The sequence below is a fragment of the Halorubrum sp. LN27 genome (genome assembly GCF_016635065.1).
Lineage (GTDB): Archaea > Halobacteriota > Halobacteria > Halobacteriales > Haloferacaceae > Halorubrum > Halorubrum salipaludis.
Genome location: NZ_JAEPET010000001.1, coordinates 2,720,400 through 2,745,588 on the forward strand (window position 1 = coordinate 2,720,400; position 25,189 = coordinate 2,745,588).

Genomic DNA, 25,189 nt, shown 5'->3' on the forward strand with positions numbered 1-25,189 from the left:
ATCGGTCGGCTCAGTCCTCGGTCTCGTAGTGCTCGCCCGCCGCCTCCGGGAGCCGCGTGCGACCGACCAGCGCGAGCACCAGGATGACGACCACGTACGGGATCGTCTGGACCAGCGTGTCGGGGATCGCGTAGCCGAGCTGCTGGAGCCGGATCTGGATCGCGTCGAGCCCGGCGAACAGCACGCCGGCCCCCAGCGTCCCGAGCGGGTTGTAGTTGCCGAACAGGTACGCCACGATGGCGATGAACCCCTTGCCCTGCACCATCGTCTCGCCGGAGCCGACGAACTGGCCGATCGAGAGCGCGAGCGCGGACCCGCCGACGCCGGAGAGCACTCCCGAGAGGAGCACGCCGGCGTGGCGCACCTTCGAGACGGAGACGCCCACGGTGTCGAGGGCCTTCGGGTTCTCGCCGGCCGCCCGCAGGTGCTTCCCGAACGCGGTCCGGTTCAGGGCCCACCACGACGCGAGCGTCGCGACCACGACCATCACCGCGGAGTACCGCCAGCTCACGCGCGCCCCGAGGTTCGGCGTGTTGACCCCGCCGAAGAACACCGTCGACATGAACGGCGCGAGCCCGAGGGCGATGAGCCAGACCGCGAGCCCGGCGATGATCTGGTCCGCCTTGAACTCGATACAGACGATCCCGAACACGGCCGCGAGCGCCGTCGACGCCGCGATCCCGGCGAGGAAGCCGACCCAGATGGCGGGCACGCCGAGCACCGCGTTCCCGATCCCGACGACCGAGGCGACGTAGACGGAGGCGAACGCCGAGATGATCAACAGCCCCTCCAGGCCGATGTTGATGACGCCGGACTTCTCGGCGAAGATGCCGCCGAGGCCGGCGAGCACGATCGGGGCGGCGAGCCGCGCCGTCGACGCCGCGGTGCTCGTCGAGAAGACGATCCCCGAGAGGTCGCCCGCGACGGAGTCGGGGAACAGCGTCCCCAACACCAGTAGCGCGCCGAGCACGCCGACCGTGCCCACGATCAGCGACCGCACGTAGTCGGACTCGACCAAGTCGTCGAGGACCGGTATCGAGACGTCGGCGAGCGGATTACGCATCGGCCTCACCCCCTTCGACCGCGGCCGCGTCGTCCGCCGGCTCCGTCTCTCCGGACCCGCCGGCGTCGGGACCCTTCGGACCCCGAGAGCCGAGGCCGGCGTACCGGCCGGCCATCCGGAAGAACTCCGGCATGGCCACGAACAGGATGATCAGCCCGCGCAACACGCCGACGAGCTCCGTCGGCACGTCGGTCCGGAAGCCGATCTCCAAGGCGCCGCCCTTCAGCAGTCCGAAGAGGAACGCCGCCGGCAACACGCCGAGTGGGTTGTTCCCGGCGAGGATGGAGACGGTGATCCCGTCGAAGCCGAGCGCTGGGACGGACTCGAGCCACCGGCCCTCGGACATCAGCACCCACACCGCGCCGCCGACGCCCCCGATCGCGCCCGAGAGCGTCATCGCCCGCACGGTCGTCGCCTTCGCGTTCACGCCGCCGTACTCGGCGGCGGCCGCCTGCACCCCGCTGGTGCGCAGGTCGTAGCCGAACGAGGTGTGCTCGACGAGGTAGTAGAGCCCGCCGATGAAGCCGAACCCGACGAGCAGCGCCAGCAGCGCGAAGTCGCTCGACTCCGGGAAGAACCACGGGAGGAACCGAGCGTGCTCGGGGACGTACTCGGTGGCGACGACCGACGACCCCTCGGCGCGGAACACCTCCAGCACGAGGACGTACGCGATGTTCGCCGCAATGAAGTTGAGCATGATCGTCGTGATCACCTCGTTGGCGTCGGCGTACGCCTTCAGCGCGCCGGGGATCGCGCCCCAGAACCCGCCGCCGACCGCGCCGGCGAGGGTGCCGACGACGATCAGCGCCACGCCCGCGACGGGGCCCTCCGGGAGGAACGGCGCCGCGGCGAGCACTGTCAGCGCGGTCGCCAGCGCCCCGACCACGAGCTGCCCCTGCGTCCCGATGTTGAACAGCCCGGCGCGGAACGCGACCGCGACGGAGAGCCCGGTGAAGATCAGAAGCGTCGTCTCCGAGAGCGTCAGCCCGAGCGAGAGGTTGAACGGGGTCCAGTTGGGATTGAACAGCCCCGGCTCGCCGACCGCGAAGGGGTACCCCAGCGCGCCGTTGAACAGGACGAGGTACACCTCGACCGGGTCGTAACAGAATCCGATCCCGGTGAGCGGCATCGTCCACGCCGCGGTGCCACACTGCGCGACGCGGCCGGAGACGAGCACGATGGCGAACCCGACGACGATCGAGAGCAGGATCGCAGCGACGCTTATCACGAGGCGCTCAGCGACCGTCCGGTCGACGAACGGCGCGACGACGCGGCGGGCGATCGAGGGGAGCCGATCGGACTCGCCCGCGTCGTCGGACCCGGCGTCGGATCGGCTCACGCGTCCACCCCCGCGTCGCCGTCATCTGTTCCGGCGGCCTCCGCTTCCCCCACGGCGTCGTGGACCGCGGCCCCCTCGACGGAGTCGCCGTCGAGCGTCTCGCCGGCCATCAGCAGCCCGATCTCCTCTTCGGTCACCGTGGCGGGGTCGACGACGCCGGTGAACTCCCCGTCGTGGATCACGGCGAGCCGGTCGGAGAGCCCCTGTACCTCGTCCAGCTTCGAGGAGACCAGGAGGACCGCCTTCCCCTCGGCGCGCAGCTCGAGGAGGCGGTCGTGGAGGAACTCCGTGGACCCGATGTCGACCCCCCGGGTCGGATGCATCGCCACGACCAGCTCCGGGTCGCGCTCGAACTCCCGTCCCACGATGAACTTCTGTTGGTTGCCGCCGGAGAGCGACTCCGCCTCGGCGTCGGCGTTCGGCGGTCGCACGTCGTACTGCTCGATCACGGACTCGGCGTGGTCGCGGGAGGCGCGCCAGTCGAGCCGGCCGCCCTCGGCGAACGGCGGGTCGTGCTGGCTCCCGAGGATGCCGTTCTCGGTCAGGTCGTACGACATCACCAGTCCCCGTTCCTGTCGGTCCTCGGGGATGAACGCCATCCCGCGGTCGATGTGCTCCCGGCGGCTCTCGCCGGCCATCGGCTCCCCGAGGTAGGTTATCGACCCGTCGGTCGGCTCTCGCATCCCGGTGATCGCCTCCACGAGCTGCGACTGGCCGTTACCGTCGACGCCCGCGATGCCGAACACCTCGCCCGCGCGGACCTCGAAGGAGATCCCCGACACCGCCTCGACGCCGCGGTCGTCCTCTGCGCGCACGTCCGTCGCCTCCAGCACGCGCTCGCCCGGCTCCTGCGGCGTCGTCGCCGGCTCCATCAGTACCTCGCGGCCGACCATCATCTCCGCGAGCTCCTCGCGGGTCACGTCCTCGGACGCGACCGTGCCGACGTTGACGCCGTCGCGGAGGACCGTGATCTCGTCGGCGGCCGACAGCGCCTCGCCGAGCTTGTGCGAGATGAAGATGATCGTCTTTCCCTGATCGGTGAGCTCCTCGAAGACGCCGTAGAGGTCCTCGACCTCCTGGGGCGTCAACACCGCAGTCGGCTCGTCGAGGATGAGCACGTCGGCGCCGCGGTACAGCGCCTTCAGGATTTCGACGCGCTGTTGGACGCCCACCGAGACGTCCTCGATCCGCGCATCGGGGTCCACGTCGAAGCCGTAGCGCTCGCTCAGGTCGACGACCGCCTCGCGGGCGGCCTCCCTGTCGACGCGGAGCCCGCCCCACGTCTTCGGCTCGTTACCAAGGACGACGTTCTCCCACACCGTCATCGGGTCGACGAGCATGAAGTGCTGGTGGATCATGCCGACGCCCGCGTCGATCGCGTCCCGCGGCGAGCGGAACGACTGCGGCTCGCCGTCGAGGAACACGGTTCCCTCGGTCGGCTCGTAGAGACCGTACAACACGTTCATCAGCGTGGTCTTGCCGGCCCCGTTCTCGCCGAGCAGGGCGTGGACGCTCCCCCGCTCCACCGCGAGATCCACGTCGTCGTTCGCGACGACCCCGGGGAATCGCTTCGTGATGCCGTCCATGTGGACCGCCGGGTTCATTCACCCGTAACTCCGCGTCGGAGCCTAAAAGAGCGCGGATTTTGCCGCGAGGCGCGGGCGATCGGCGGGCGAATCCGGACGACGAGAGCACGGAGAACCGCGGCGGTGCGGCTCCGAGCGCCGGCTCAGTTCCCGTCGGTGGTCTCCGGCACGTCGATGTCGCCGGCGATGATCGCGTCGCGGGCGTCGGAGACCGCGGTCACGACCTCGTCCGGGACCTCGCCGCCGATCTCGTCGCCGTAGACGCACTCGACGCCGTTCGACTCCAGACCGAGCGCGACCGTCTCGCCGCCCTGGTGCTCGCCGTCGATGACGTTCGAGATCGACTCGTAGACGGCGGTGTCGACGCGCTTCACCATCGACGCCAGGATCACGTCGGAGAACTCGGGCTCGGTGATCGACTGGTCGAGGTCGACGCCGAGCGCGAACCGGCCCTCCTCCTGTGCCGCCTGGAAGACGCCGACGCCCGTGGCGCCCGAGGCGTGGTACACGACGTCGGCGCCGCTCTGGTACATCGACAGCGCGGCCTCCTGACCGCCCGAGGGGTCGGCGTAGCTGCCGACGTAGCTCGTGATGACGTCGACGTCGTCGGAGGCGTAGTCGACGCCGGCCTCGAAGCCGGCCTGGAACCGGCGGATGACCGGGCTGTCGACGCCGCCGACGAACCCGAGGTTCGTCGAGTCGGAGGCCGTCGACCCCGCGCCCGCCGAGAACTCCATCTCGGTCAGCCGCGCGGCGAGCACGCCCATCAGGAACGACCCCTCGTGCTCGCGGAACAGGTAGCTCGCCACGTTCGGCTCCTCGACCACGGAGTCGACGAGCATGAAGTCCTCGTCCGGGAACTGCGGCGCGTTCTCCGCGAGCGCGTCCGTCTGGTTGAACCCGATACAGGAGACCAGGTCGTAGTCCGGGTCCGTCGAGCTCGCGTACCGCTGCTGGTACTGACCGAACTCGCCCGTGTCGGACGGCTGCGACTCGTCGTACGCGATGCCGAACTCCTCTTCCGCGTCGAGGAGCCCCTGCTGTGCAGCGTCGTTGAAGGAGTTGTCGCCGAGGCCGCCGTCGGAGTAGACGATGCCGACCGTCGCGGGCACGTCGTCGCCGTCGGACCCGTCGGACCCGTCCGAACCGTCCGAACCGTCCGAACCGTCGGAGCCATCGTCGCCGTCGGAGCCGTCGGAGCCGTCAGACCCGTCGGAGCCGTCGTCGCTCGGTCCGCCGCTACAGCCGGCGAGGCCCACGAGGCCCGCCGCGCTCGCCGCCTTGAGGAACCGCCGCCGATCGAAGTCGGATGCCATGTCACCTACAACGGGGCGGCTACGCGGCATAAATTCGTCGCTCTCCCCGCCTGAGTGTTGCACGTTCGCGCGATCCCGCGGAAAGCGCGTCGCCTATTCGCCGCGATCGCCCGGAGATCGTACCCATGTTCGTGGTGTATCAGGAACGATCAGGCGGATCGCGGGCGATCCGGTCTCGCGGACCGCTGAGCGGAGGGCTACTCGTCGCCGCCGACCGCGGCCACCGCGTCCTCGACGACCGCCTCGACGCCCGCGATCAGCTCGTCGACCTCGTCGCTCTCGGCGTACACCCGCACGTACGGCTCCGTCCCGGAGGGGCGGACGAGCGTCCACGAGGCGTCCGGGAACTCCAGCCGGACCCCGTGGTCGGTGTCGACGGTCGCGTCCGGGAAGGCGTCGGGCAGGGTCGTTCCCAGCCGGTCCATCACGCCGGGCTTGGCCGCGTCCGGGCAGTCGACGCTGACCTTGCGGTACGGGCGCTCCGTGATCGGCTCGCGGAGCGCGTCGAGACCCGACTCGGCGACGAGCCGGGCGATCACAGCGGCCGACGCCACCCCGTCGATCCACTCGCCGAAGCGGACATGGATGTGCTTCCACGGTTCCGCGGCGAAGACGACGCTGGTGTCGGAATCGATTCCGTCGTCGCCGTCCGCCGCCTCCGCGCGCACCGCCGCGATCCCCTCGTGGAGCGCGCCGAGGCGGACGCGCTCGACCCGGCCGCCGGCCTCGCGGACGCGCTCGTCGATCCGGCCGGAGGCGTTCGGCGTCGTCACGACCACCGGGTCGGCGGCGTCGCTCTCGCGGGTGTAGCGCTCGGCGAGCAGCGCGAGGACGGTGTCCTCGTGGACCACGTCGCCGTCGGCGTCGACGATCACGATGCGGTCCGAGTCACCGTCGTGGCCGATCCCGAAGGCGAACCCCTCGGCGTCGCCGGCGCCCTCGTCGCCCCCGCCGCCGGCGTCGGGGCGTCCCGGCTCCTCCACGCCCTCGTTGGCGTCGGCGACGAACGCTCGGAGGTCGCGGAGGGTCTCGGGCGTCGGCTTGCTCCCGCGGCCGGGGAAGTGGCCGTCGACGTTCCCGTTGAGCGTGACGACCTCGGCGCCCAGCTCCCGCAGGACGGTCGGCGTCGCGGGCGCGGACATCCCGTTCCCGCAGTCGACCGCGACCCGGAGACCGTCGAGGTCGTCGCCGAACCCCTCCGCGTACGCGCGGACCGCGTCGAGGTAGCCGCCGAGGGTGTCGACGCGCTCCGTCTCGGTCCACTCGTCCCACGCCGCGGGCGGCTCCTCGCCCGCGACGCGCTCCTCGACGGCGCGCTCCGCCTCCCGGTCGAACTCGCTGCCGTCCCGGAACAGCTTGATCCCGTTGTCGGCCGGCGGGTTGTGCGAGGCCGTGAGCATCACGCCGTACCGGCCCTGCGAGGCGTGCGCGAGCGCCGGCGTCGGGAGCCGGCCGGCGCGGAGCACCCTGACGCCGCCGGAGGCGAGCCCCGACTCCATCGCGGCCGCGATCGCCGGGCCGGTCACGCGCCCGTCGCGAGCGAGGACGACCTCGGCGGTCGGCGCTGCCCCGCCCTCGGCTCCCTCCTCGGCCGACCGTACCTCCGCCGCGACGGCTCGCCCGACGGACAGCGCGAGCTCCGGCGTGACCCGTCCCTCGGCGCTGCCGCGGATCCCCGCGGTTCCGAACAAGTCCATACCGCAGGTGTCGGTCGGCGGTCGTTAGAAGTCGTCGGTTGCGGGTCGCCGGGACGGTCGGTCGCGGCTCGATCCCCCGCGACGCTTAACAGGACGGCGGCCGCACCCCTCACCGATGACCGACCGAACGCGAGCACACGTGTACGTCTCGGGGCGCGTGCAGGGCGTCTACTACCGCGCGACGACGCGCGACACCGCTCGGGAGGCGGGCGTCGACGGCTGGGTGCGCAACCTCGACGACGGGCGCGTCGAGGCCGTCTTCGAGGGGCCGGAGGAGGCGGTCCGTGAGATGGTCGCGTGGTGCGAGACGGGGAGCAAGGCGGCCGACGTCGACGACGTCGACGCCACCTACGAGGCGCCGGAGGGGCTCGACGGGTTCGAGGTCAGGTGGTAGCCGGGGTCGCGGCGGGGTCAGGGAGCGACCGGATCGCCCGGCGGGTCCCGCACGTCGAGCTCCTCTAGCGCGCGCAACACCACGATCGCTTCGACCACGTCGCGCTCCTCGGTGTAGGGGTCGTCGACGGCGTCGAGCGTCGCCTCCGCCTCCCGTTCGAGCCGCGCCTCGAGTTCCGTCTGGTCGGTCTCGCCTTTCACCGCCGACAGCAGCGCCTCGTGGTCCTCGCGGAGGTCCAAGGAGACGTGCGCCGCGTTACACCGCGAGAGCGGGTGCACGTCCATCTCGATCGCGAGGTCGCTCACGAGCTCCCAGTCGTCCGCGCAGAAGCGGAGCGTCACCGTGCCCACCACGTCGCGCCACGAGATCGGGCCGCCGTTCTTCATGAGGGTGAGCGCCCGCGGCGGCACCGCGATCCGTGTGTGAGTGTCGTCGCGGCCACACAGGCAACAGGGGGTGTTCTTCAGTCCGGCGTACACGGGGATCCGTAGGGGTCGGAGGGCCGTGTCGGTTTCGGTGGGATCGGATTCGTCGACCCGCCGGAGGCACAAAACGTATCCTCGAGGGTCCCGATCCGAAACGCATCGCCCTCTCAGTCATGGTTCCCATCCCCTCTCCCGTCTCCCACCGATTTCGCTCCGTCGAGGTGCTGGTGGCCGTCTACCTCGTCGCCGCCTTCGGTCTCACGGCCGTACTCGTGAGCGTGTGGCTGCCGATCGAGTGGGCGGTGCCGGCGCTCGCGGTCGTCTCGGGAGCGCTTCTCGTTCCGTTCTGGCCGGCGTTCAGACGGGCGCTCCCGGACGGGGAGTGACCGCCTACGCGTTACACTCGGCGAGCCACTCGTGGGCCCAGTCGTCGATCTCTTCGAAGACGGGCGCGAGCGACTCGCCTTTGGCCGTCAGGCTGTAGTAGGTCGCCACCGGCGAGTCCTCCTCCAGCCGTCGGTCGACGAAGCCGGTCTCCTGGAGGTCGTCGAGCACGCGCGAGAGGGTTCGGGCGTTGGCGTCGGTCTCGCGTTTCAGCTCGTTGAACCGCGACTCGCCGCTCAACAGCTCGTGGAGGACGACGAGGCGCCACTTCGAGCCGATCTGTTCGATCGAGTCGACGACGGGACACGGCGTCTCGGGGGCCGAGGAGGCGTCTGTGGTCGAAGCGGCGTCGGAGGCGGTGGACGCGTCCGTGCCGGACTCCGCGTCGGCCGTTTCCGCCGGGGGCGACCCGGCGAGATCCTGCGATGACATGGGTGTTACCTGCTTACCCTATTGTCCGGGAAGCGATAAATAGGTTACGTCCGTACATGTGGTTACACGATGTTAGCTGAAATCGCAACGATACCGCTTCAGTTCGACGCCCCGTTCGCGGGCGAACTCTTCCTGCTCGGTCGCCTGCTGTTCGGCGCCACGCTCGCGTTCATGGGACTGAACCACTTCATGGACCTCGAGACCATGGCCGGCTACGCCGAGTTCAAGGGGCTCCCGGCGCCGCGCTTCTCCGTGATCGCCTCCGGGCTCGTCTTAGTGCTCGGCGGGCTCGGCGTCGCCGCCGGCGCGTTCCCCGTCCTCGCCGCCGGCGCCCTCGCCGCCTTCCTGCTCGTCTCGGCCGTGACGATGCACGACTTCTGGTCGGTCGACGACCCGGAGGAGAAGCAGAGCGAGATGACGAGCTTCCTCAAGAACGTCTACGGCGCCGGCGCCGCGCTCGCGCTGCTGGCCGTCGGCGGCACCGCGTGGCCCTACGCGGCCGGCCTCGGGCTGTTCTGAGCCGGCGCGACTGACGACCCTCGACTCGTATCCTCGACTCGGACCGACTCGTCGTCTCGAACGTCGACGCCCCGAGGACCCGTACCACTAACTTTCCGCCCGACAACCAATCTCACAGACAATGACTGACGCGCCACCCACCACCGGGCTGCACCACGTGACGAACATCTGCACCGACATGGACGAGACCGTCGCGTTCTACGAGGACGTGCTCGGCTGGCACACGGTCAAGCGGACGCAGAACTACGACGACCCGGGGACGCCCCACTACTACTTCTCGCCCACGCCGACGGGCGAGCCGGGGACCAACGTCACCTACTTCGAGTACCCGAACTCGCAGGGGGCGCCGGGACCGGGCGCGAGCCACCACTTCGCGTTCGGCGTCGAAGACGAGGAGACGCTCCGCGAGTGGCAGGAGCACCTCCGCGAGAAGGGCGTGCGGGTCTCCGAGGTGAAGGACCGCACGTACTTCAAGAGCATCTACTTCAGCGACCCCGACGGGCTCGTCTTCGAGCTGGCGACGGCGGGGCCGGGGTTCACCCTCGACGAGGAGGAGCCCGGCAGCGAGGAGATCGACCCGTTCGCGGAGGGGTACGAGAGCTGAGCGGCGGCGTGGACCCGAAGCGTCAGCGTCGGCCGCGAACGGGTCCGTCAGCCGTCGACATCGGTGCCGGCTGCGCGCCCGCCCGACCCCTCGCCTGACTCCTCGCTCCCCCGCTCCTCGACCAGCGCCGCGAACCGGTCGAGCGCTCGCCGACAGACGGGGACGTACCACGCCGCGACCAGCGGCACCTCGACGACGACGCGGCTGCGGTCGGGCTCGCCGGCGTAGCGGTCGACGCGGTGACCGGTCGCCGGGGTCCCGGCGACCCGCCAGTCCCAGCGGCGATCGTTGCACGCGGTCACGCGGAACGGGACCCACCCGCCGGCGACGCGAACGCGTCCCGTCGTCCCGCGAGTCACGTACCGGTCGTCGCTCTCCACCGCGTCTATCGCCGGTCCCCAGTCGGGCCACGCGCGGGTGTCGCGGAGGCGCTCGGCGGCGACCGCCGGGGCGACCGCGACGTCGCGGCCCACGGCGAGCGTCGCGCCCTCGCGAACCACCGTCGACGGCGACCCCACGTCGCACGCGCCGAGATCAAAACGTCCGTCCGATTCGCATCCGAGACGAGGCGGGAAAGTCACGATCCGTCCAACGGTCTCGTCGCAGTTAAGCCGACACATATTAATTCCTTAAATGGTATCAGGTCTCATTATCTCTTTCCACGAAGGGTTAATACGGGGATCCTCGCTATCCTGCGTCAAGATGGCAAACGATCGCGACACCATGAAAGACGTCTCGCACACGGCACCGAACGACACATCGGCGAAAGCCGTCTGGGAACGAGGACGAGGCCCCGTCGAAGAAGAGGAAGAAGAGGAGTAACGCCCGGCGAGTAAGCGCGGGTTTCTCTCTGCTTTCCCGGCTCGCGTACCGACCGGTATCGCGTTTTCTCGGGACCGTCGATCGGTCCCCGCACCGTCCGCCCCCGGTTCTCACTACCGCTCCGAGTCCGCGTCGTCGCGGCTCGCTCCATCCGCGTCGAGACCCGTCTCGGTCGGTGCGATTCCGAGTTCCTCCTCCTCGGTGGGGGCCCGACCGAGCATGGCGCGCAGCGACGACCACGCCTGCCGCCTGTCTCCGCCCTTCGAGAGCGGGATCCCGGCGAACGACGCCGCCGGATGGGTGGTCTCGGGACCGAGGTGGTCCATGTGGGCGGAGACCCACGTGAACGCGACCGAGAAGGCCGTGAGAACGAGGAACGAGGTCCACGACTCGACCGGCGTGAGCCCCGCCGCCCCCACGACGACCCCCGCGATCACGTAGACGAAGGCGACGAAGATCAGCAGGACCGTCACCGTCGCCAGCAGGTCGTTGACGGCGGTGACCCGGGCGTTGTAATCGATCCACTCGGCGTAGCTCCGGAGGAGCCGCTCGTCGAACTCCGGGGCGTCGGAAGAGTCCGACCCCCCGTTCCGTTCGGCGGTGACCACGGCGTCGACGGCCTTGAGGTCCAGCCCGCCGCGGAGGTCCGACGCGGTGTAGGTGACCGCGGCCAGCCCGGTCGACGCGAGCAGGAGGAGCCCACCGACCACGGTGAAGGGGTTCAAGAAGGCGGCCAGGTCCACCGTCGTCTGGACGACGATGGAGCCGCCGGTGACGACGATCCCGATGAGCAGCAGGTTCGCCTTCAGGATCTCGATCGCCTTGTTGTCGATCTCGCGGAGCCGCTCGACCTGGTAGTCGAACGTGGTGCGCAGCTCCTCGCGGGTGGTCGCGGCGACGGCGGGATCGATGGGAGCGTTCCCGACAGTTCCGGCCGGACCCTCGGTGGCGGCGTCCTCGACCCGCTCGCCCGGGTGATCGGACGCCGCGGCGCCGCCGGCCCCGTCCGGCGCGTCGTCGCGCCCCTCAGTACTCCCCCGTCGGTCGCTCATGCGGAGAGTGTTCTCGAAGGGACGCCGTAAGGCTACCGGCGGCCGAACGGTTTTGGTCCCGACGCGCGACGGCGACGTATGAGCGATCCGCACCCGAAAGCGCGATCCGAACCGGAGCCGTTCCGGTACGACGCCGAGGTCGAGCCCGGCGAGAAGCGGCGGATCCGGTACGAGGTCGGCGAGACGTACCTCGGCGACCCGATCGAGATGCCGGTGACGATCGTCAACGGGGAGGGCGGCGGCCCGAACCTCTTCTTGAGCGCCGGCATTCACGGCGACGAGCTCAACGGGGTCAAGGTGGTCCAGGAGGTCGCCGACCGCTACTCGCCCGGCGACCTCCACGGGACCTTGGTCTGTCTCCACGTGTGTAACGTTCCGGCCTACGAGGCGCAGCGCCGCGACACGCCCATCTACGACCAAGACATGAACCGGTCGTTCCCCGGAAAGGAGCGCTCGAACACCACCGAGCGGATGGCCAACCGGATCTACCGGCGGTTCGTCGCGCAGTGCGACCTGGGGCTCGACTTCCACACGTCGACGCAGAACCGGACGACGATCTACCACGCCCGGGCCGACCTCGACAATCCCGGCGTCCGGCGGCTCGCGCGGGCGTTCGCGACGAACGTGGTGCTGTACGGGACCGGCGACGAGGGGTCGCTCCGGTCGACTGCGACCGCGGACGGGATCCCGACGGTCACGGTCGAGATGGGGCGCGCCCACCGGTTCCAACCGGTGCTCATCGAGAAGGCGTTACAGGGCGTCGAGAGCGTCCTCGCCGAGTACGAGATCACGCCCGGCGAGGCCGTCCACTGGCCGGGGTGGTATCAGTCGACCGCCGCAGACAGTACGAAGCGGTGGCTCCGCGCCGACACCGGCGGGCTCGTCGAGATGGAGTGGGGCCCGTACCCGTTGGTCTACGAGGGCGAGACGATCTGTACGATCACGAACCACTTCAAGACGGAGGAACACGCGGTCGAGGCGCCCTTCGACGGGCTGATCCTCGGGTCGCTGGAGAACCCGGTCGCCGCGCCGGGCCACCCCCTCTGTCACATCGTCCAGATCGACGCCGAGACGCGCGCCGAGATCGAACGCGAGATCGAGGTCGGCGAGTTCGACGGATACCGCTCGCACGGCGACGCCTGGAGCGACGACTGAGGGGCCGCACCGCCCGTCGCTCCGCGCATCTCCCACCGTTCCGCGCACCTCCCGTCGCTCCACGCATCTTCCACCGTTCCGCGCCTTCCCCGCGTTCTCGCGGGTGATAGCCGCGGGCGTGGGTTTAACCCGCCCGACGGCGGACCCGAGCGCATGATCGAAGTGGAGGGGCTGCGGAAGACGTACGGCGACTTCGCGGCCGTCGTCGACAGCACCTTCTCCGTCGAAGAGGGCGAGGTGTTCGGCATCGTCGGACCGAACGGCGCCGGGAAGACGACGACGCTGAAGGTGCTCGCCGGGCTCGTCGACCCCACCGACGGCGAGGTCGAGGTCGCCGGCTTCGCCTCTGACGACCCGGAGATGCGCCGGCGGCTCGGCTTCCTCCCGGAGGAGTCGCCGCTCTACGAGGAGATGACGCCGCTGTCGTACCTGCGCTTCTTCGCCGACTTATACGACGTGCCGCGCGAGGCCGCGAACGAGCGGATCGAGGCCGCGCTCGACCGGCTCGAACTGGACCACCGCGAGCGCCGGCTCGGCGACATGTCGAAGGGGATGAAACGCAAGGTCGCCATCGCCCGGTCGCTCGTCAACGACCCCGACGTGCTCGTGTACGACGAGCCGGCCTCGGGGCTCGACCCGGTGACGACGAACTCCGTGCTGGAGTTCACCCGCGAGCTGCGCGAGACCGGGAAGACCGTCGTCTTCTCCGCGCACAACCTCTATCACGTCGAGTCTGTCTGCGACCGCGTCGCGGTGATGAACGAGGGGCGGATCGTCGCCCGCGGAAGCGTCGACGGGATTCGCGAGCGACACGGCGAGACGACCTACCGCGTGTTCACCGACGTCTCCCCGGCTCGGACCGACGCGCTGGTCGAGATTCTCGGCGACCGCGACGATCTCGACAGCCCCGACGCCCTCGACGCCGCGATCGAGGAGGTCGGCGACCGCTTCCGCACCACCGTCCCGACGATGGACGCGGTCGAGGCGGTCCGTGAGGCCGCGGCGGCCGCGGGCGGCGAGGTCGTCGACATCCGCACCCGAGATCCGAGCCTGGAGGACGTGTTTCTCGACATCGTCGGCCGGCCGATGCCCGGGCGGTACACCGGTGGCGGCGGCGTGGAGGCTGCTGACGGGGGCAACGACGGGGACGGGGAGCGAGCGAGCGACGAGACGCGACCGGCCGAGCCGCCGGAGGGGGCCGAGTGATCGACCGACTCCGACGGATCCTCCGGGTCGCCCGCTGGGAGGCGGCCCGCGCGGGCGGCGGCGTCGACCGCCGGACCCTGCTCGCGGCGCTCGCGCTCCTGCTTGTCGCCGGCGGCGTCCTCGGCGGGGGGCTCGCGGCCGGCGTCGTCGGGCTCGACGTCGACCGCGACGTGTACCGCGTCGCCGTCGACGGTGACTCACCCTACACAGACGCGGTCGAGGAGGCGCCGGCGCTGACGCGCGTCCCCGTCGACGACGCGGTCCTCGGCGACACGGCCGACCTCGTCGTGTTCGACGGCACGCGGAGCGGGACGGTCGAGACGGTCACGGTCCGCGCCAGCGACACCCCGAAGGGGGAGGCCGCGGCGGCCGAGTTCCGAGAGGCGGTCGAGGCGCACAACGAGCGCCTGATGGCCGCCGAGGAGAACCGGACCGCCGCGTTCCCGATCACCGTCGCCCTCCAGTACGTCGGGCGGACCAGCGGCCTCGACGAGGGGTCGACCCTCGGGGGAGGCGACGCCGGAAGCGACGCCGGCTCCGGAGAGGGCGGGGACGGGAGCGGCGACGGCGACGGGAGCGATGGCGACTCCGCCGACGGGAGCGACGGGACCGGCGAGACCGGCGGAGACGGCACAGCGGAGGGCGGCGACGGCGGGCTCGCGGTCCCCTCGATCGGCGGCGGGGCGTTCCGCGCCGACACGGTCGGGTCGCCGGGGGCGATCTCGCCTCCGTTCCCGTTCGTCTCGCTCCTCTTGGCCTTCGTCTTCCTCGTGCCGATGAACTTCCTCATCCAGGCGTACGGCTCGTCGGTCCTCGACGAGCGGACGAACCGGCGCGGGGAGCCGCTGCTCGTCACGCCGCTGTCCCCGGTCGACATCGTCGCGGGGAAGACCCTCCCGTACGTCGCGGTCGCGGCGCTCGTCACGGCGCTCATCGCGGCCGCGGTCGGGGGCGGCGCGCTCTCCGTGGTCGCCGTGCTTCCGGTGGCGTTGGCCTTCCTCGGGGCCACCTTCGTCGGCGCGATGTTCGCGCGGTCGTTCAAGGAACTCACCTTCGTCACGGTCGGCGTGAGCGTCCTGCTCACGACGTACGCGTTCGTGCCGGCGATCTTCACGAACGTCACGCCCGTGGCGCTCGTCTCGCCGCTCACGCTGGTCGTCTTCGACCTGCAAGGGGAGGCGGTCGGAGTCGGCGAGATCCTCTTCTCGACCGGGCCGATGACCGTCGGGGCGGCGCTCCTGTTCGGGCTCGGGCTCGGGGTCTACCGCGAGGAGGACATGTTCGCCCAGAAGCCTGTCGGGCGGAAGTTCCTCGACGCGCTGGCGGTGCGGCTCCGGTCGGTCGGGGAGGCGGGCACCGGGTCGCTCCGTTCGCGGTCCGGGCTCCGCGCGCTCGCCCCGGTCGCCGTCCTCACGGCCTGTACCATCCCCTTCGTGTTCGTCGCGGAGCTGCTCGCCGTCGCGCTGCTGTTCGCGCTGCCGGTCACGGTGTCGATCCCGGTCCTCCTCGTGACCATCGCGTTCATCGAGGAGGTCGCCAAGAGCGTCCACCTCTACGCGGGGTTCGAGCGCGGCGCCTTCGCCCGGACAGACCGGGTCGCCGTCGCGGTCGGCGTCGCCTCCGCGGTCGGCTTCTTCCTCGCGGAGAAGGCCACCGCGGTCGTGCAGGCGGTCGGGCTCACGGAGCTGTACGTGGGCCGCGCCGCGTTCGGGAGCGTGGCCGGGGCGGAGGGGCTCTCACCGCTCGCCGTCGCGGCGCTGTTCTTCGCGCCCCTCCTCCTCCACGGGTTCGCGACGACGCTCGCCGCGGTGGGCGCGAGCCGGAACCGGACGTACTACGTCCTGACGCTGGCGCTAGCGACGCTGATCCACGCCGCGTACAACTTCGGGGTGGTGCGTCTCTATGCGTAGCCGGGACAGCCGCCTGACGATCGCCGGCCGGGAGCTGTCGGGGCTGCGCGCGGAGAAGACGATCCTGCTCGCGATCGGGATCCAGCTGTTCATCGCCGCGTTCTCGTCGTTCCTCGTCGTCGGGCTCGTCTCGATGTACGACCCCGGCTCGCTCGGCGGCGCGGAGGTGGAGGTCGCTGGCGCGGGCGACGCCGTGAGCGACCTCGAACGCGCCGCGAGCGAGGTCGACGGGGCCTCGGTGACGCGCTACGAGGACGCCGGCGAGGCGCGGCTCGCCTTCGACCGCAACGCCGCCGACGCGGTGGTGGTCGCGAACCGCAACGACGACGGGGGGATCTCGGTGGTGGTCACCGCGCCGGACGCGACGGTGGAGACCACCGTGATCGTCGTTCAGCTCCGCGATCTGCTCCGGACGTACGAGCGTCAGGAGCGCGCGGACCGGGCCGCCTACCTGAGCGAATCCCCGCTGCCGCTGCCCGACAGGACCGGCACCAGCCCGTACTTCACGTTCACGTACACCGTGTTGATCCCCGTCCTCGTCTTCCTCCCCGTCTTCATCTCGGGGTCGCTCGTGGTCGACTCGATCACCGAGGAGCTCGACGAGGGGACCTTCGAGCTGCTCCGCGTCGCGCCCGTCACGCTCGGCGAGATCGTCGACGGGAAGGCGCTGGCGGCGGTCGCGATCGCGCCCGGACAGGCGCTGCTGTGGCTGCTCCTGCTCCGCGCGAACGGGACGCCGGTGGCGAACGTCCCGTCGATCCTCGTGCTGATGACCGCGCTCACCGCGCTTGTCGTCGCGCTGGCGCTCGCCATCTCGGCGCTCGCGCCCGACCGGCGCGCGGCGCAGTTCCTCTACTCGATCGGCGTCTTGGTCCTCTTCGGCGGCGCCACGGCGATGGCCGGCGGCCCCGCGAACGCAGTCGCGCGGCTCGCGATCGACAGCGCCGACGCGACGACGACGGCCCTCGTGGTCGCGTACGTCGGCCTCGCCGCGGTCGCGTACGCCGGCGTCCGGACGATCGTCGCGGAGAACGGGTTCGAGACGTGAGCGACGCTCACTTATAAACGAACGACGATCGCTTATAAATGACGACGCGGTGGGCGCGCGCCTCCGAGCGGCCGCCATCGGCGGCCGCGAGGAGCGCGTGCGAGGGAGTCGGTCGCCCGGAGCAACGCGGAGGGCGACCGACGAGGCTGGGGAGGCGTGAGGCGCGGGGCGGTGCGGGACGGGTGGGATTCAAAGGGGCAGCCGTGCTCGGCGAACCCCAGCGACGCAAGCACCGCAAGGAGTGAGTGAAACGAGCGACTGAGGAGCGCAGCGAGCTGTGGGAGCCGAGCACGGCTGGGGCTTTGGAGGAGTTCGTCGTCGATCCGCAGTCAGTGATTTATAAGCGAAAAGCTGGGGCTTTGGAGGGTTTCGCCATCGATCCGTAGTCAGTGATTTATAAGCGAAAAGCTGGGGCTTTGGCGGTGGTTGCCGTCGATCCGCGGTCAACCACTTATAAGCGATCAACCGATCCGCGACGAGCCACAGTTCGCGTATGAGAAACGGGCCACTCGCCTCCCGCGTATCAGTCGTCGTCGGCCGCGATCCCGTCCGAATCCGAATCGCCCGCCTCGGTCGCCGCGTCGTCCTCGATGCTCGGCGGGTACTTCCCGCGGTCGAGCTTCAGGTCGGACTGCGGCCGCGCCATGCAGGTAAGCGCGAACTCCTCGGCCTCCTCGTCGGTGAGCCCGCGAGCCGCCGGCTGGGTCACCTCGCCCTCGACGATCGCCGCGGAGCAGGCGAGACACATCCCGACGCGGCAGGAGTACTCCTGAGCGATCCCCTCGTCGATACAGCAGCTGAGGATCGTCTCCGTGTCGGCCACCTCGATCGTCTCGCCGGTGCCGACGAACTCGACGGTGTACTCGGTCATGGCGCGGTGTACCCGCCGACCCGTCAAAAAGGGTTCCCCTCGATCGCGTCGCCGTCGCGGGGACGGAAGGGAACGAGAGAGATGAAAATCGGTGCGGTTTGCGTCGACCCGTCGCGACCGGAGTTTCTCTGTCGAAATGTCGGGATGTCGGGATATCGACATGCCCGTCCGAAACGGCTGCTCGACAGCCGTGCGTGTTACTCGATGAGAGCTGTCTCAGAGGAGATGCAACTCAGTGTTCTCCTTATGAGGATAGATCACACCGTACGGGCTGCCGGTAATCCCGGTGTTCCTGTCATCCGTTCTCCTCTTTTCTATCAGCTCACCGTCTTGACTGAACGTGTAGATGTGTGGTCCGGAGCGGCTCCCGTCTGCGTCTCCGACGTAGATATCACCGTCATATACCCCGAGCCCTTTCGGCGTAAATGTGTGCTCGGATATGGAGAACTCCGACTGTCGGTTCCCGTATTCGTCATACTCCATAACTGAGTTTCCAGCGATTTCGCAGATCCAAATCGAACCGTCACCGTATCCGATTCCGGACGGATCGGTGACATCAAACATGTATTCGGTGTCCGCGGTCTCTTTGTGTATTCGATACGCACCGCTGTTCCGCCAGTCGACCATCCAAATGTATTCATCGATAACCGTTACTCCGGAGATGTTTCCGGCGGCACTCGGTTTGTCGTAGGAGTCAACGGTCGTCTCCGAACTGGGATCGACCTTGTGTATCTGTTGGGTGTCCCCTCTCTCACTCGCGAACACGAATTCATCACTGTAACCCAATCCGGTCGTTTGGAAGGAGATATCAATCGGCCAATCTGGGGTACCTTCAGACGTGTCCTCCGCTGACGATTCTGCGTCATCCTCTGTGGGCTCCGCGTCCTCGGCTGACGGGTCGAAGATGGCGAGTGTTGTCGGAGACCCACCGTCGGTCATAAACACGGCTCGAATCGTCTCTGACTGTGTAACTGCGTTCGGCCAGTTCAACACTGAAGGACCGATAGTTGCCGTGTCCCCAGACGTGACACTCTCACTGGCCGGAACGGCTGTCGAGCCGAGCTCGTGCCATCGTACCTGCGTCCCCTCGGAACTTCGAATAACGAGGTTCGACGCGGGGATCGGCCTCTCACTGGTGAGTCGGATCGTCAACGATCCACTGGAGTAATCGAACGAGAACGACGCGTCCTCCGGGACCGGCGTTGAGGAGGATGTCCCCGTATCGGTATCCCCCGGTTGCTCTCCCTGACGCTCACCTGTTAGCTCACTCGGTAATTGGCTACATCCCGCGAGTACGAGACCGCCGACGCCTACACCGGCCTGTAAGAATCGTCGACGTCGCGATGAATCCATAAAATCTCGTACAAATGTTGGATACTTATCTGTTACTTATGTATTGCGAGGCCTTCGCGCTCTCCCTACTCAGAGCGACTTATAAGCGGCCGCTCAGAGGCCGGCCGCAGCACATTCACAATCGGATCGCCACATCGGGTAACCTGTCAGTCGGACTCTCCCGCCCATCGCAACGACTAATCCCCCGCCGGACGCTTCCCGAGGTATGACCGAGAAGGCCACCGCGCGAGCCCACCCGATCCAGGGGCTCGTCAAGTACCACGGGATGCGCGACGAGCAGCTCCGGCTTCCGTACCACGACAGCATCAGCCTCTGTACCGCGCCGACCGCGACGACCACCACCGTCGAGTGGCAGCCCGACGCGAGCGAGGACACCTACGTCATCGGCGGCGAGGCGGTCGACGGGCGCGCGGCCGAGCGCATCGACATGGTCGTCGATCACGTCCGCGAGCTGGCCGGCGTCGACGCGGCGGTCCGGCTGGAGAGCGAGAACTCCTTCCCGTCGAACATCGGGTTCGGATCCTCCTCGTCCGGCTTCGCGGCCGCCGCGCTCGCCCTCACCGAGGCCGCCGGCCTCGACCTGTCGCTCCCCGAGGTCTCCACCGTCGCCCGCCGCGGCTCCTCCTCCGCGGCCCGCGCGGTGACGGGCGCGTACTCCCGGCTCGACGCCGGGCTCAACGACGAGGACTGCCGCTCGTACCGCCTCGACGTGGGGACGGGCGACGACGGGTTCGACCCCGAGGAGGACCTCCGGATCGTCGCCGCGCACGTCCCCGCGTACAAGGAGACCGAGGAGGCCCACCGCGAGGCCGCCGCGAGCCACATGATGCAGGCGCGGACCGCTCACGTCCAGGACCAGCTCGTCGAGATGACCGACGCCCTCCGCGCGGGCGACTTCGACCGGATCTTCGAGACCGCCGAGCACGACTCCCTCTCGCTCACTGCGACCACCATGACCGGCCCCTCGGGGTGGGTGTACTGGCAGCCCGAGACGATCGCGGTGTTCAACGCGGTCCGCGAGCTCCGCGAGGAGGGCGTCCCCGTCTACTTCTCGACCGACACCGGCGCCTCCGTGTACGTCAACACGCTCGCGGACCACGTCGACGAGGTCGAGAGCCGGATCGCCGAGATCGGCATCGACACCGACGTGTGGGAGGTCGGCGGCCCGGCGCGGGTGCTCGACGAGAGCGAAGCGCTGTTCTGACCGAGCCGCCGGTTCGTCGCCGGCTTCTGCCTATTCCGTCCATTCCGCCGATTCCGACTATTCCGTCCATTCCGTCCATTCCACCTATTCGTCCGGGTCCTCACCGCGCGCCCGCTTGTACATCGCCAGCGCCTCCTCGCGCCGCTCCGAGTGGTCGACGATCGGCGCGGGGTAGTCGGGCGCGGCGTTCGCGCGCTGGGTCGGCGACAGCTCGTGCCACCCGTGGATCAGGTCGGCGTCGAGCCCCCGGAGCTCGGGGACGTACTCCGTGATGTACTCCGCGTCGGGGTCGTAGCGCTCGCCCTGCGTCATCGGGTTGAAGATGCGGAAGTAGGGCTGGGCGTCAGTCCCCGTCGAGGCCGCCCACTGCCACCCGCCGTTGTCGTTGGCGGTGTCGTGGTCCACCAGCCGCTCGCGGAAGTGGTCGTACCCGTGTCGCCAGTCCGCGAGCAGGTCCTTCGTGAGGAAGGAGGCGACGATCATCCGCACCCGGTTGTGCATGAACGCCTCCTCTCGGAGCTGTCGCATCCCGGCGTCGACGATGGGGTAGCCGGTCTCGCCGCGCTTCCACGCCGCAATCTCCTCGGGGTCGTCGTGCCACGCGATCCCCTCCTCGTACTCCTTGTAGTTCTCGGTGACGACCTCGGGGTTGTGAAAGAGGACCTGCGCGTAGAACTCCCGCCACGCGAGCTGCTGTTGGTACTCCTCGACCGCGGCGGCGGGTCCCTCGTCGTCGTTGTCGTCGTCCCCGTCTCCCTTTCCGGCCTTTTCCTCAGCCGCGGCCATCGCCTCCTCGGTCGCCTCGTACGTCTCCCTGATCCCGATCTCGCCGTACTTCAGGAAGGCGGACAGGCGGGAGGTCGCCTCCCGCGCGGGGTAGTCGCGCTCGGCGTCGTACGAGAACACCGCCTCCGAGAGGAAGTCGTCGAGTCGCTCGCGGGCCGCGTCGGTGCCCGCGGGGCCGAGCTCGGCGTCCGGCTCTGCGAACCCAAGATCGGCGGGCGCGGGTAGATCGCCGACGGCGACGCGATCGATCGCGGCGCTATCGGTTTCCGGTTCGACGCCGCCGTCGGCGAGGGCGCCGCCTCCGCCCCCGACCGCCGCCCGCAACGCGTCCGCGCCGACGAGGTCGTCCGCCTCCGGCGTCGGCGCGAGCGGGTCGGTCTCGCGGTCGGTCCACTTCCGCCAGTAGTAGGTGTACACCGAGTAGGGGTCGCCGGCGTTGGTCCGGATCGCGTCCGGGTCGTGGAGGACCGCGTCGTGGTGGGCCTCGCGCTCGATCCCGGCCTCGTTGAGGGCCCGGCGGACGCCCGCGTCGCGCTCGCGTGCGAGCCCCGAGTAGTCGCGGTTCCAGACGACGCGGTCGGCGTCGAGGGCGTTGGCCAACGCAGGAAGCACGGTCTCGGGGTCGCCGCGGGCGACGAGGATGTCGCCGCCGCGGTCGCGGTAGTCGTCCCGCAGCGCCGCGAGCCCGTCGAGCAGGCGCCGGACTCGCACGTCGCTCGCGTGGGCGAGCACGTCCGGGTCGAAGACGAACACGGGGGCGGCCGGCCCGCGGGCGTCGTCCTCGGTCCCCGCCGCGGCCGCGAGCCCGACGTTGTCGGCGACTCTGAGGTCCCGCCGGTGCCAGAACAGCTCCATGGGATCGCCACGGGTGCGACGACCGTGAAACCACCGGGATCACAGCTCGAGGCGACCCGGCACGCTCACGCGGTCGAGCAGGAAGTACCCGACCGTGAGCGAGAGCACCAGCGCCCCGATTGCGACCGCCGCGAGCAGCGCCTCCTCCCCCGTGGCGTAGTCGTCGAGCCGGTAGCTGATCACACGCCGGGAGACCGCGATGATCGCGGCGCTCACGACGATCCGCAGGACGGGCTGGCCCCGGGCGTATGCAACGAGCGTCCGGTGGACCTCGACGATGATGAGCAGGAGCAGCACGCTGTCGAGCAGTCCCACCACCTCGATGGGATCGGTGAAATCGCCCGTGACGAGCAGCCGGTACAGCGAGATGAACAGGTCGAAGACGCCGATGAGAAACAGGATGAGCAGGAAGTACGCCGCCCCCAACACGAGCCACTCCATCGCCCGGGCGGCGGGATCCGCCGCGTCGTCGAGATCGATCGCCATCGCCGGATCGGTGAGTGCGCGGGAGCAAGTGGCTTTGGGTGAACGCGGTCAGGGAGGTCGTCGATCCGCCTCACCGATCCGCGTTCCCGCCCGTCAGCGCCTCCAGCAGCCGCACCCCGGGCGCCTTCGCCAGCGGCTCGTTGGCGTTGCCGCAGTGCGGCGACTGGACGCACGCGGGACAGCCGCCCTCGCAGTCGCAGGAGTCGATCAGCCGCGCCGTGCGGGCCATCAGCTCCTCGATCCGCTCGTGGCCGCGCCGCGTGAGCCCGACCCCCCCGGGGTGGCCGTCGTACACGAACACCGCCGGCGCGTCCGTGTGGGGGTGGTACGGCGTCGAGATACCCCCCACGTCCGCGCGGTCACAGAGCAGGTGGAAGGGAAACAGCGAGATGAGCCCGTGCTCGGCCGCGTGGATACCGCCGTTGAAGGCGTACTCGCCGCCCGGGACGCTCTCGCCGCCGTCTGTCGCCGCCCCCGCGTCGTCGGCATTTCCCTCCACGTCGCCGTCGGCGTCGGCGGACCCGCCGTCGAGGGAGTCGCCGAGCGCCCGCATCTCCGACTCGACGTCTCCCGGAACCGGGAAGTACAGCGCCTTCGTCCGCAGCGTCGTCTCGGGGAGGTCCAGCGTCGACTCCCCGAGCGACTCGCCCGTCTTGGCGTCCTTCCGGACGAATCCCGTAATCTGCTCCGTGACGGTCACGTCGGCGAACCGGACCGGCACGTCCGGGCGGGCCGACAGCTCGCGCTCGCCGAGGTCCGCGTTCACGACGATGTCCTTCTCGGTGAGCGGCTGGGTGTAGTAGTCGGCCCACGACGACTGCAGCTCCGCCACGTCGCGGTCGAGGTCGAGATTCGTCACCTCGTAGGTCCGGCCCTGCTGGTGGTAGATCGCGCCGGGGTGGGCGTCCCGGAGCGCGTCGCCGAAGCCGAGCGAGGCGACCGTCTCGTTGCGCGAGGAGTCGATCAGGTCGACCTCCCGGTCGCCGGCGGTCCGGAGGCTCACCGACTGCTGCGGGCTCGACGAGCCGGTGTGGGTCCACCGGATCCCGTCGGCGACCTCCCGCCTGTCCAGGACGCCTTCGTCGGTCAGGTCCGCGACGACGCCGGGGAACGACCCCCCGAAGAACCGCTCGTCGTCGGGCGAGAGCCAGCTCTCGTCGGCCGCGCAGGCGACGTGGCCCGGGAGCAGCTGCCGGTTCTCCGGGTCGCAGATCGCGTCCTCCGGCGGCGCCTCGAAGAAGTCGCTCGGGTTGCGCATGAGGTACTGGTCGAGCTGGTCCTCGCCGCCGACCATCACCACGAGGGCCGGGTCGTCGCCGCGGCCGGCCCGCCCCGCGCGCTGGTGCGCCGACATCCGCGTGCCGGGGTAGCCGTCCAAGATCACGGCGTCGAGCCCGCCCACGTCGACGCCGAGTTCGAGGGCGCTCGTCGACCAGACGCCCCGGAGGTCGCCGGCGTGGAGGTCCGCCTCGATCTCGCGGCGCCGGTCGTCGGTCAGCGCCGCCTGATACGCGCCGACCTTCCCCGCGAGGTCGCGCTCGCCCCGCTCGCGGAGGTCGCTCGCGCTGTCGGTCGCGTACTGCTCCGCGGTCTGTCTGGCGCGCGTGAACGCCAGGGTCTGGGCGCCCGCCGTCACGAGGTCGACGAAGAGCCGCTTGCTCTCCGCGTGGCTCGACTTCCGGCGCCCGCTGCCGCGCTCCTGCCAGTCGTCGTCGTACTCGGGCGGGTTCCACAGCACCCAGTCGCGCGGTCCCCGCCCCGACGTGTCCTCGTCGACGAGCGCGATCCCGTCGGGGTCGCGGCCGGTGACGGTCGCGACGTGCTCGACGGGGTTGTTGATCGTCGCGGAACAGCAGACGAACTGCGGGCTCGACCCGAACCGATCGCAGGTCCGCGCGAGCCGGCGTAAGGTTAGGGCGACCTGCGAGCCGAACACCCCGCGGTAGCTGTGGACCTCGTCGATGACGACGTACTCCAACGAGGAGAAGAACCAGTCCCACAGGCGCCCGGCGTACGGGAGCAGCGCGTAGTGGAGCATGTCCGGGTTCGACAGCAGCACGGTCGGCTCGCGGTCGCGCACCTCCCGTTTCTCGCTCCGCGAGAGCCGCCCGGTGTACGACTCGACCGAGACGCCGCTGCCGAAGCCGAGCCCGTGAGCGAGGTCGCTCAGGCTCTCCTCCTGGTCAGCGATCAGCGCGTTCTGGGGGCCGATATAGAGGGTCCGCCCCCCGTGGTCCATCGCCGCCTCGAAGGCCGGCACGGTGTACGCCAGCGACTTGCCGCTCGCGGTCTCGGTGGCGAGCACGGCGTCGTCGCCGTCGCGGACCGCCTCGATCGCCTCGACCTGGTGGCGGTAGAGGCGGTCGATCCCCTCCTTCGCGAGCGCGTCGGCCATCCGGGGCGCGAGGTCGACGTCACGGAATTCGGGCTCGCGGGCGGGCAGGCGGCGGTGCTCCGCGATCTGTCCCTCGTAAAACGGTCGGTTCCGCAGCCACTCGATGGCGTCCTCCACGGCTACGGTATCGTGGGGTCGCCCGTCCCTAATCGTTGCGGTCGGGGCGGTGGGTTCGGAGAGGAGATCCGCGCGTCTCGGAGCGGGCCGTCTGACTCCGTCGAGCACCTCCAGCCCTGCCGAAACCCTCAGAAAGAGACATCGCCCGACCCTGTTGCGGTCAATTGTTG

General features: G+C 69.8%; 23 protein-coding genes. 9 read left to right on the forward strand and 14 right to left on the reverse strand.

Translation table 11 applies throughout. The features are described 5' to 3' along the window. Positions 1-10: 10 nt before the first annotated feature. The 5 genes from JIN95_RS13380 to JIN95_RS13400 form a co-directional block, all read right to left on the reverse strand. Positions 11-1,063, reverse strand: coding sequence for an ABC transporter permease (locus JIN95_RS13380; protein WP_095635793.1), 1,053 nt, complete (start codon positions 1,061-1,063; stop codon positions 11-13). After that, entirely contained in the window at positions 1,056-2,402 is a 1,347-nt protein-coding gene (locus JIN95_RS13385; RefSeq protein WP_200531800.1) for an ABC transporter permease, read from the reverse strand. The genes JIN95_RS13380 and JIN95_RS13385 overlap by 8 nt, the downstream gene beginning before the upstream one ends. Further along, on the reverse strand, positions 2,399-4,006 hold the full coding sequence (locus JIN95_RS13390) for an ABC transporter ATP-binding protein (protein WP_095635791.1): 1,608 nt from the start codon (positions 4,004-4,006) through the stop codon (positions 2,399-2,401). The genes JIN95_RS13385 and JIN95_RS13390 overlap by 4 nt, the downstream gene beginning before the upstream one ends. Before the next feature lie 125 nt (positions 4,007-4,131). Next, on the reverse strand, positions 4,132-5,304 hold the full coding sequence (locus JIN95_RS13395; protein WP_200531801.1) for a BMP family ABC transporter substrate-binding protein: 1,173 nt from the start codon (positions 5,302-5,304) through the stop codon (positions 4,132-4,134). 197 nt (positions 5,305-5,501) lie between these two features. Next, the gene (locus JIN95_RS13400) at positions 5,502-7,001 is read right to left on the reverse strand and encodes a phosphomannomutase (RefSeq protein ID WP_200531802.1); all 1,500 of its coding nucleotides are present in this window, start codon (positions 6,999-7,001) and stop codon (positions 5,502-5,504) included. Between the two features lie 115 nt (positions 7,002-7,116). On the opposite strand from JIN95_RS13400, the gene JIN95_RS13405 reads away from it, so the two are divergent. After that, positions 7,117-7,395, forward strand: a complete 279-nt coding sequence (locus JIN95_RS13405; protein WP_095635788.1) for an acylphosphatase — start codon at positions 7,117-7,119, stop codon at positions 7,393-7,395. A 17-nt stretch (positions 7,396-7,412) separates the two neighbouring features. Here JIN95_RS13405 and JIN95_RS13410 read toward each other — a convergent pair whose 3' ends face one another. Next, positions 7,413-7,874 carry a hypothetical protein gene (locus JIN95_RS13410; RefSeq protein ID WP_200531803.1) on the reverse strand — a complete coding sequence of 154 codons (462 nt, stop codon included), beginning with the start codon at positions 7,872-7,874 and terminating at the stop codon, positions 7,413-7,415. A 119-nt stretch (positions 7,875-7,993) separates the two neighbouring features. On the opposite strand from JIN95_RS13410, the gene JIN95_RS13415 reads away from it, so the two are divergent. After that, on the forward strand, positions 7,994-8,206 hold the full coding sequence (locus JIN95_RS13415) for a hypothetical protein (RefSeq protein ID WP_095635787.1): 213 nt from the start codon (positions 7,994-7,996) through the stop codon (positions 8,204-8,206). A gap of 4 nt (positions 8,207-8,210) precedes the next feature. On the opposite strand, the gene JIN95_RS13420 is transcribed toward JIN95_RS13415, so the two are convergent. Beyond that, entirely contained in the window at positions 8,211-8,636 is a 426-nt protein-coding gene (locus JIN95_RS13420; protein WP_095635786.1) for a helix-turn-helix domain-containing protein, read from the reverse strand. A 69-nt stretch (positions 8,637-8,705) separates the two neighbouring features. Here JIN95_RS13420 and JIN95_RS13425 point away from each other — a divergent pair, with 69 nt between their 5' ends. Together JIN95_RS13425 and JIN95_RS13430 are read left to right on the forward strand one after the other, a co-directional pair. Beyond that, positions 8,706-9,155, forward strand: a complete 450-nt coding sequence (locus JIN95_RS13425; RefSeq protein WP_095635785.1) for a DoxX family membrane protein — start codon at positions 8,706-8,708, stop codon at positions 9,153-9,155. A 121-nt stretch (positions 9,156-9,276) separates the two neighbouring features. Then, entirely contained in the window at positions 9,277-9,759 is a 483-nt protein-coding gene (locus tag JIN95_RS13430) for a VOC family protein (protein ID WP_200531804.1), read from the forward strand. A gap of 47 nt (positions 9,760-9,806) precedes the next feature. Here the strand turns inward: JIN95_RS13430 and JIN95_RS13435 are convergent, their stop codons facing one another. Together JIN95_RS13435 and JIN95_RS13440 are read right to left on the reverse strand one after the other, a co-directional pair. Then, positions 9,807-10,340 carry an SRPBCC family protein gene (locus tag JIN95_RS13435; protein WP_321169267.1) on the reverse strand — a complete coding sequence of 178 codons (534 nt, stop codon included), beginning with the start codon at positions 10,338-10,340 and terminating at the stop codon, positions 9,807-9,809. A gap of 354 nt (positions 10,341-10,694) precedes the next feature. Further along, the gene (locus JIN95_RS13440) at positions 10,695-11,633 is read right to left on the reverse strand and encodes a hypothetical protein (protein WP_200531806.1); all 939 of its coding nucleotides are present in this window, start codon (positions 11,631-11,633) and stop codon (positions 10,695-10,697) included. Between the two features lie 78 nt (positions 11,634-11,711). On the opposite strand from JIN95_RS13440, the gene JIN95_RS13445 reads away from it, so the two are divergent. The 4 genes from JIN95_RS13445 to JIN95_RS13460 all read left to right on the forward strand — a co-directional run bounded on the left by JIN95_RS13445 (position 11,712) and on the right by JIN95_RS13460 (position 16,952). Further along, positions 11,712-12,788 carry a succinylglutamate desuccinylase/aspartoacylase family protein gene (locus tag JIN95_RS13445; protein ID WP_095635782.1) on the forward strand — a complete coding sequence of 359 codons (1,077 nt, stop codon included), beginning with the start codon at positions 11,712-11,714 and terminating at the stop codon, positions 12,786-12,788. Positions 12,789-12,941: 153 nt separating this feature from the next. Continuing rightward, positions 12,942-13,994 carry an ABC transporter ATP-binding protein gene (locus JIN95_RS13450; protein ID WP_200531807.1) on the forward strand — a complete coding sequence of 351 codons (1,053 nt, stop codon included), beginning with the start codon at positions 12,942-12,944 and terminating at the stop codon, positions 13,992-13,994. Beyond that, positions 13,991-15,904, forward strand: coding sequence for an ABC transporter permease (locus tag JIN95_RS13455; RefSeq protein ID WP_200531808.1), 1,914 nt, complete (start codon positions 13,991-13,993; stop codon positions 15,902-15,904). The genes JIN95_RS13450 and JIN95_RS13455 overlap by 4 nt, the downstream gene beginning before the upstream one ends. Further along, on the forward strand, positions 15,897-16,952 hold the full coding sequence (locus JIN95_RS13460) for an ABC transporter permease (protein WP_095635779.1): 1,056 nt from the start codon (positions 15,897-15,899) through the stop codon (positions 16,950-16,952). The genes JIN95_RS13455 and JIN95_RS13460 overlap by 8 nt, the downstream gene beginning before the upstream one ends. A 523-nt stretch (positions 16,953-17,475) precedes the next feature. On the opposite strand, the gene JIN95_RS13465 is transcribed toward JIN95_RS13460, so the two are convergent. Together JIN95_RS13465 and JIN95_RS13470 are read right to left on the reverse strand one after the other, a co-directional pair. After that, positions 17,476-17,823, reverse strand: a complete 348-nt coding sequence (locus JIN95_RS13465; protein ID WP_200531809.1) for a 2Fe-2S iron-sulfur cluster-binding protein — start codon at positions 17,821-17,823, stop codon at positions 17,476-17,478. A 216-nt stretch (positions 17,824-18,039) separates the two neighbouring features. Then, positions 18,040-18,762 (reverse strand): hypothetical protein, encoded by a 723-nt coding sequence (locus JIN95_RS13470; protein WP_200531810.1) that lies wholly within the window; start codon positions 18,760-18,762, stop codon positions 18,040-18,042. 619 nt (positions 18,763-19,381) lie between these two features. Between JIN95_RS13470 and mvaD the strand changes: the two genes are divergently transcribed. Then, positions 19,382-20,380, forward strand: coding sequence for a phosphomevalonate decarboxylase MvaD (gene mvaD / locus JIN95_RS13475; protein WP_200531811.1), 999 nt, complete (start codon positions 19,382-19,384; stop codon positions 20,378-20,380). A gap of 84 nt (positions 20,381-20,464) precedes the next feature. On the opposite strand, the gene JIN95_RS13480 is transcribed toward mvaD, so the two are convergent. From JIN95_RS13480 to JIN95_RS13490, 3 genes are all read right to left on the reverse strand, one after another. Next, positions 20,465-22,021 carry a deoxyribodipyrimidine photo-lyase gene (locus JIN95_RS13480; protein ID WP_200531812.1) on the reverse strand — a complete coding sequence of 519 codons (1,557 nt, stop codon included), beginning with the start codon at positions 22,019-22,021 and terminating at the stop codon, positions 20,465-20,467. 39 nt (positions 22,022-22,060) lie between these two features. Then, positions 22,061-22,507, reverse strand: coding sequence for a phosphate-starvation-inducible PsiE family protein (locus JIN95_RS13485; RefSeq protein WP_095635774.1), 447 nt, complete (start codon positions 22,505-22,507; stop codon positions 22,061-22,063). A gap of 70 nt (positions 22,508-22,577) precedes the next feature. Beyond that, complete coding sequence (locus tag JIN95_RS13490; protein ID WP_200531813.1) at positions 22,578-25,019, reverse strand: DEAD/DEAH box helicase; 2,442 nt, start codon at positions 25,017-25,019, stop codon at positions 22,578-22,580. Positions 25,020-25,189 lie beyond the last annotated feature (170 nt).

Coding starts and splice junctions, on each gene's coding strand:
- JIN95_RS13415 (WP_095635787.1), top strand. CDS start 7,994: ATGGTTCCCATCCCCTCTCCCGTCTCCCACCGATTTCGCTCCGTCGAG.
- JIN95_RS13485 (WP_095635774.1), bottom strand. CDS start 22,507: ATGGCGATCGATCTCGACGACGCGGCGGATCCCGCCGCCCGGGCGATG.
- JIN95_RS13480 (WP_200531812.1), bottom strand. CDS start 22,021: ATGGAGCTGTTCTGGCACCGGCGGGACCTCAGAGTCGCCGACAACGTC.
- JIN95_RS13400 (WP_200531802.1), bottom strand. CDS start 7,001: ATGGACTTGTTCGGAACCGCGGGGATCCGCGGCAGCGCCGAGGGACGG.
- JIN95_RS13460 (WP_095635779.1), top strand. CDS start 15,897: ATGCGTAGCCGGGACAGCCGCCTGACGATCGCCGGCCGGGAGCTGTCG.
- JIN95_RS13445 (WP_095635782.1), top strand. CDS start 11,712: ATGAGCGATCCGCACCCGAAAGCGCGATCCGAACCGGAGCCGTTCCGG.
- JIN95_RS13430 (WP_200531804.1), top strand. CDS start 9,277: ATGACTGACGCGCCACCCACCACCGGGCTGCACCACGTGACGAACATC.
- JIN95_RS13420 (WP_095635786.1), bottom strand. CDS start 8,636: ATGTCATCGCAGGATCTCGCCGGGTCGCCCCCGGCGGAAACGGCCGAC.
- JIN95_RS13395 (WP_200531801.1), bottom strand. CDS start 5,304: ATGGCATCCGACTTCGATCGGCGGCGGTTCCTCAAGGCGGCGAGCGCG.
- JIN95_RS13390 (WP_095635791.1), bottom strand. CDS start 4,006: ATGAACCCGGCGGTCCACATGGACGGCATCACGAAGCGATTCCCCGGG.
- mvaD (WP_200531811.1), top strand. CDS start 19,382: ATGACCGAGAAGGCCACCGCGCGAGCCCACCCGATCCAGGGGCTCGTC.
- JIN95_RS13440 (WP_200531806.1), bottom strand. CDS start 11,633: ATGAGCGACCGACGGGGGAGTACTGAGGGGCGCGACGACGCGCCGGAC.
- JIN95_RS13450 (WP_200531807.1), top strand. CDS start 12,942: ATGATCGAAGTGGAGGGGCTGCGGAAGACGTACGGCGACTTCGCGGCC.
- JIN95_RS13465 (WP_200531809.1), bottom strand. CDS start 17,823: ATGACCGAGTACACCGTCGAGTTCGTCGGCACCGGCGAGACGATCGAG.
- JIN95_RS13405 (WP_095635788.1), top strand. CDS start 7,117: ATGACCGACCGAACGCGAGCACACGTGTACGTCTCGGGGCGCGTGCAG.
- JIN95_RS13425 (WP_095635785.1), top strand. CDS start 8,706: ATGTTAGCTGAAATCGCAACGATACCGCTTCAGTTCGACGCCCCGTTC.
- JIN95_RS13470 (WP_200531810.1), bottom strand. CDS start 18,762: ATGACCGACGGTGGGTCTCCGACAACACTCGCCATCTTCGACCCGTCA.
- JIN95_RS13380 (WP_095635793.1), bottom strand. CDS start 1,063: ATGCGTAATCCGCTCGCCGACGTCTCGATACCGGTCCTCGACGACTTG.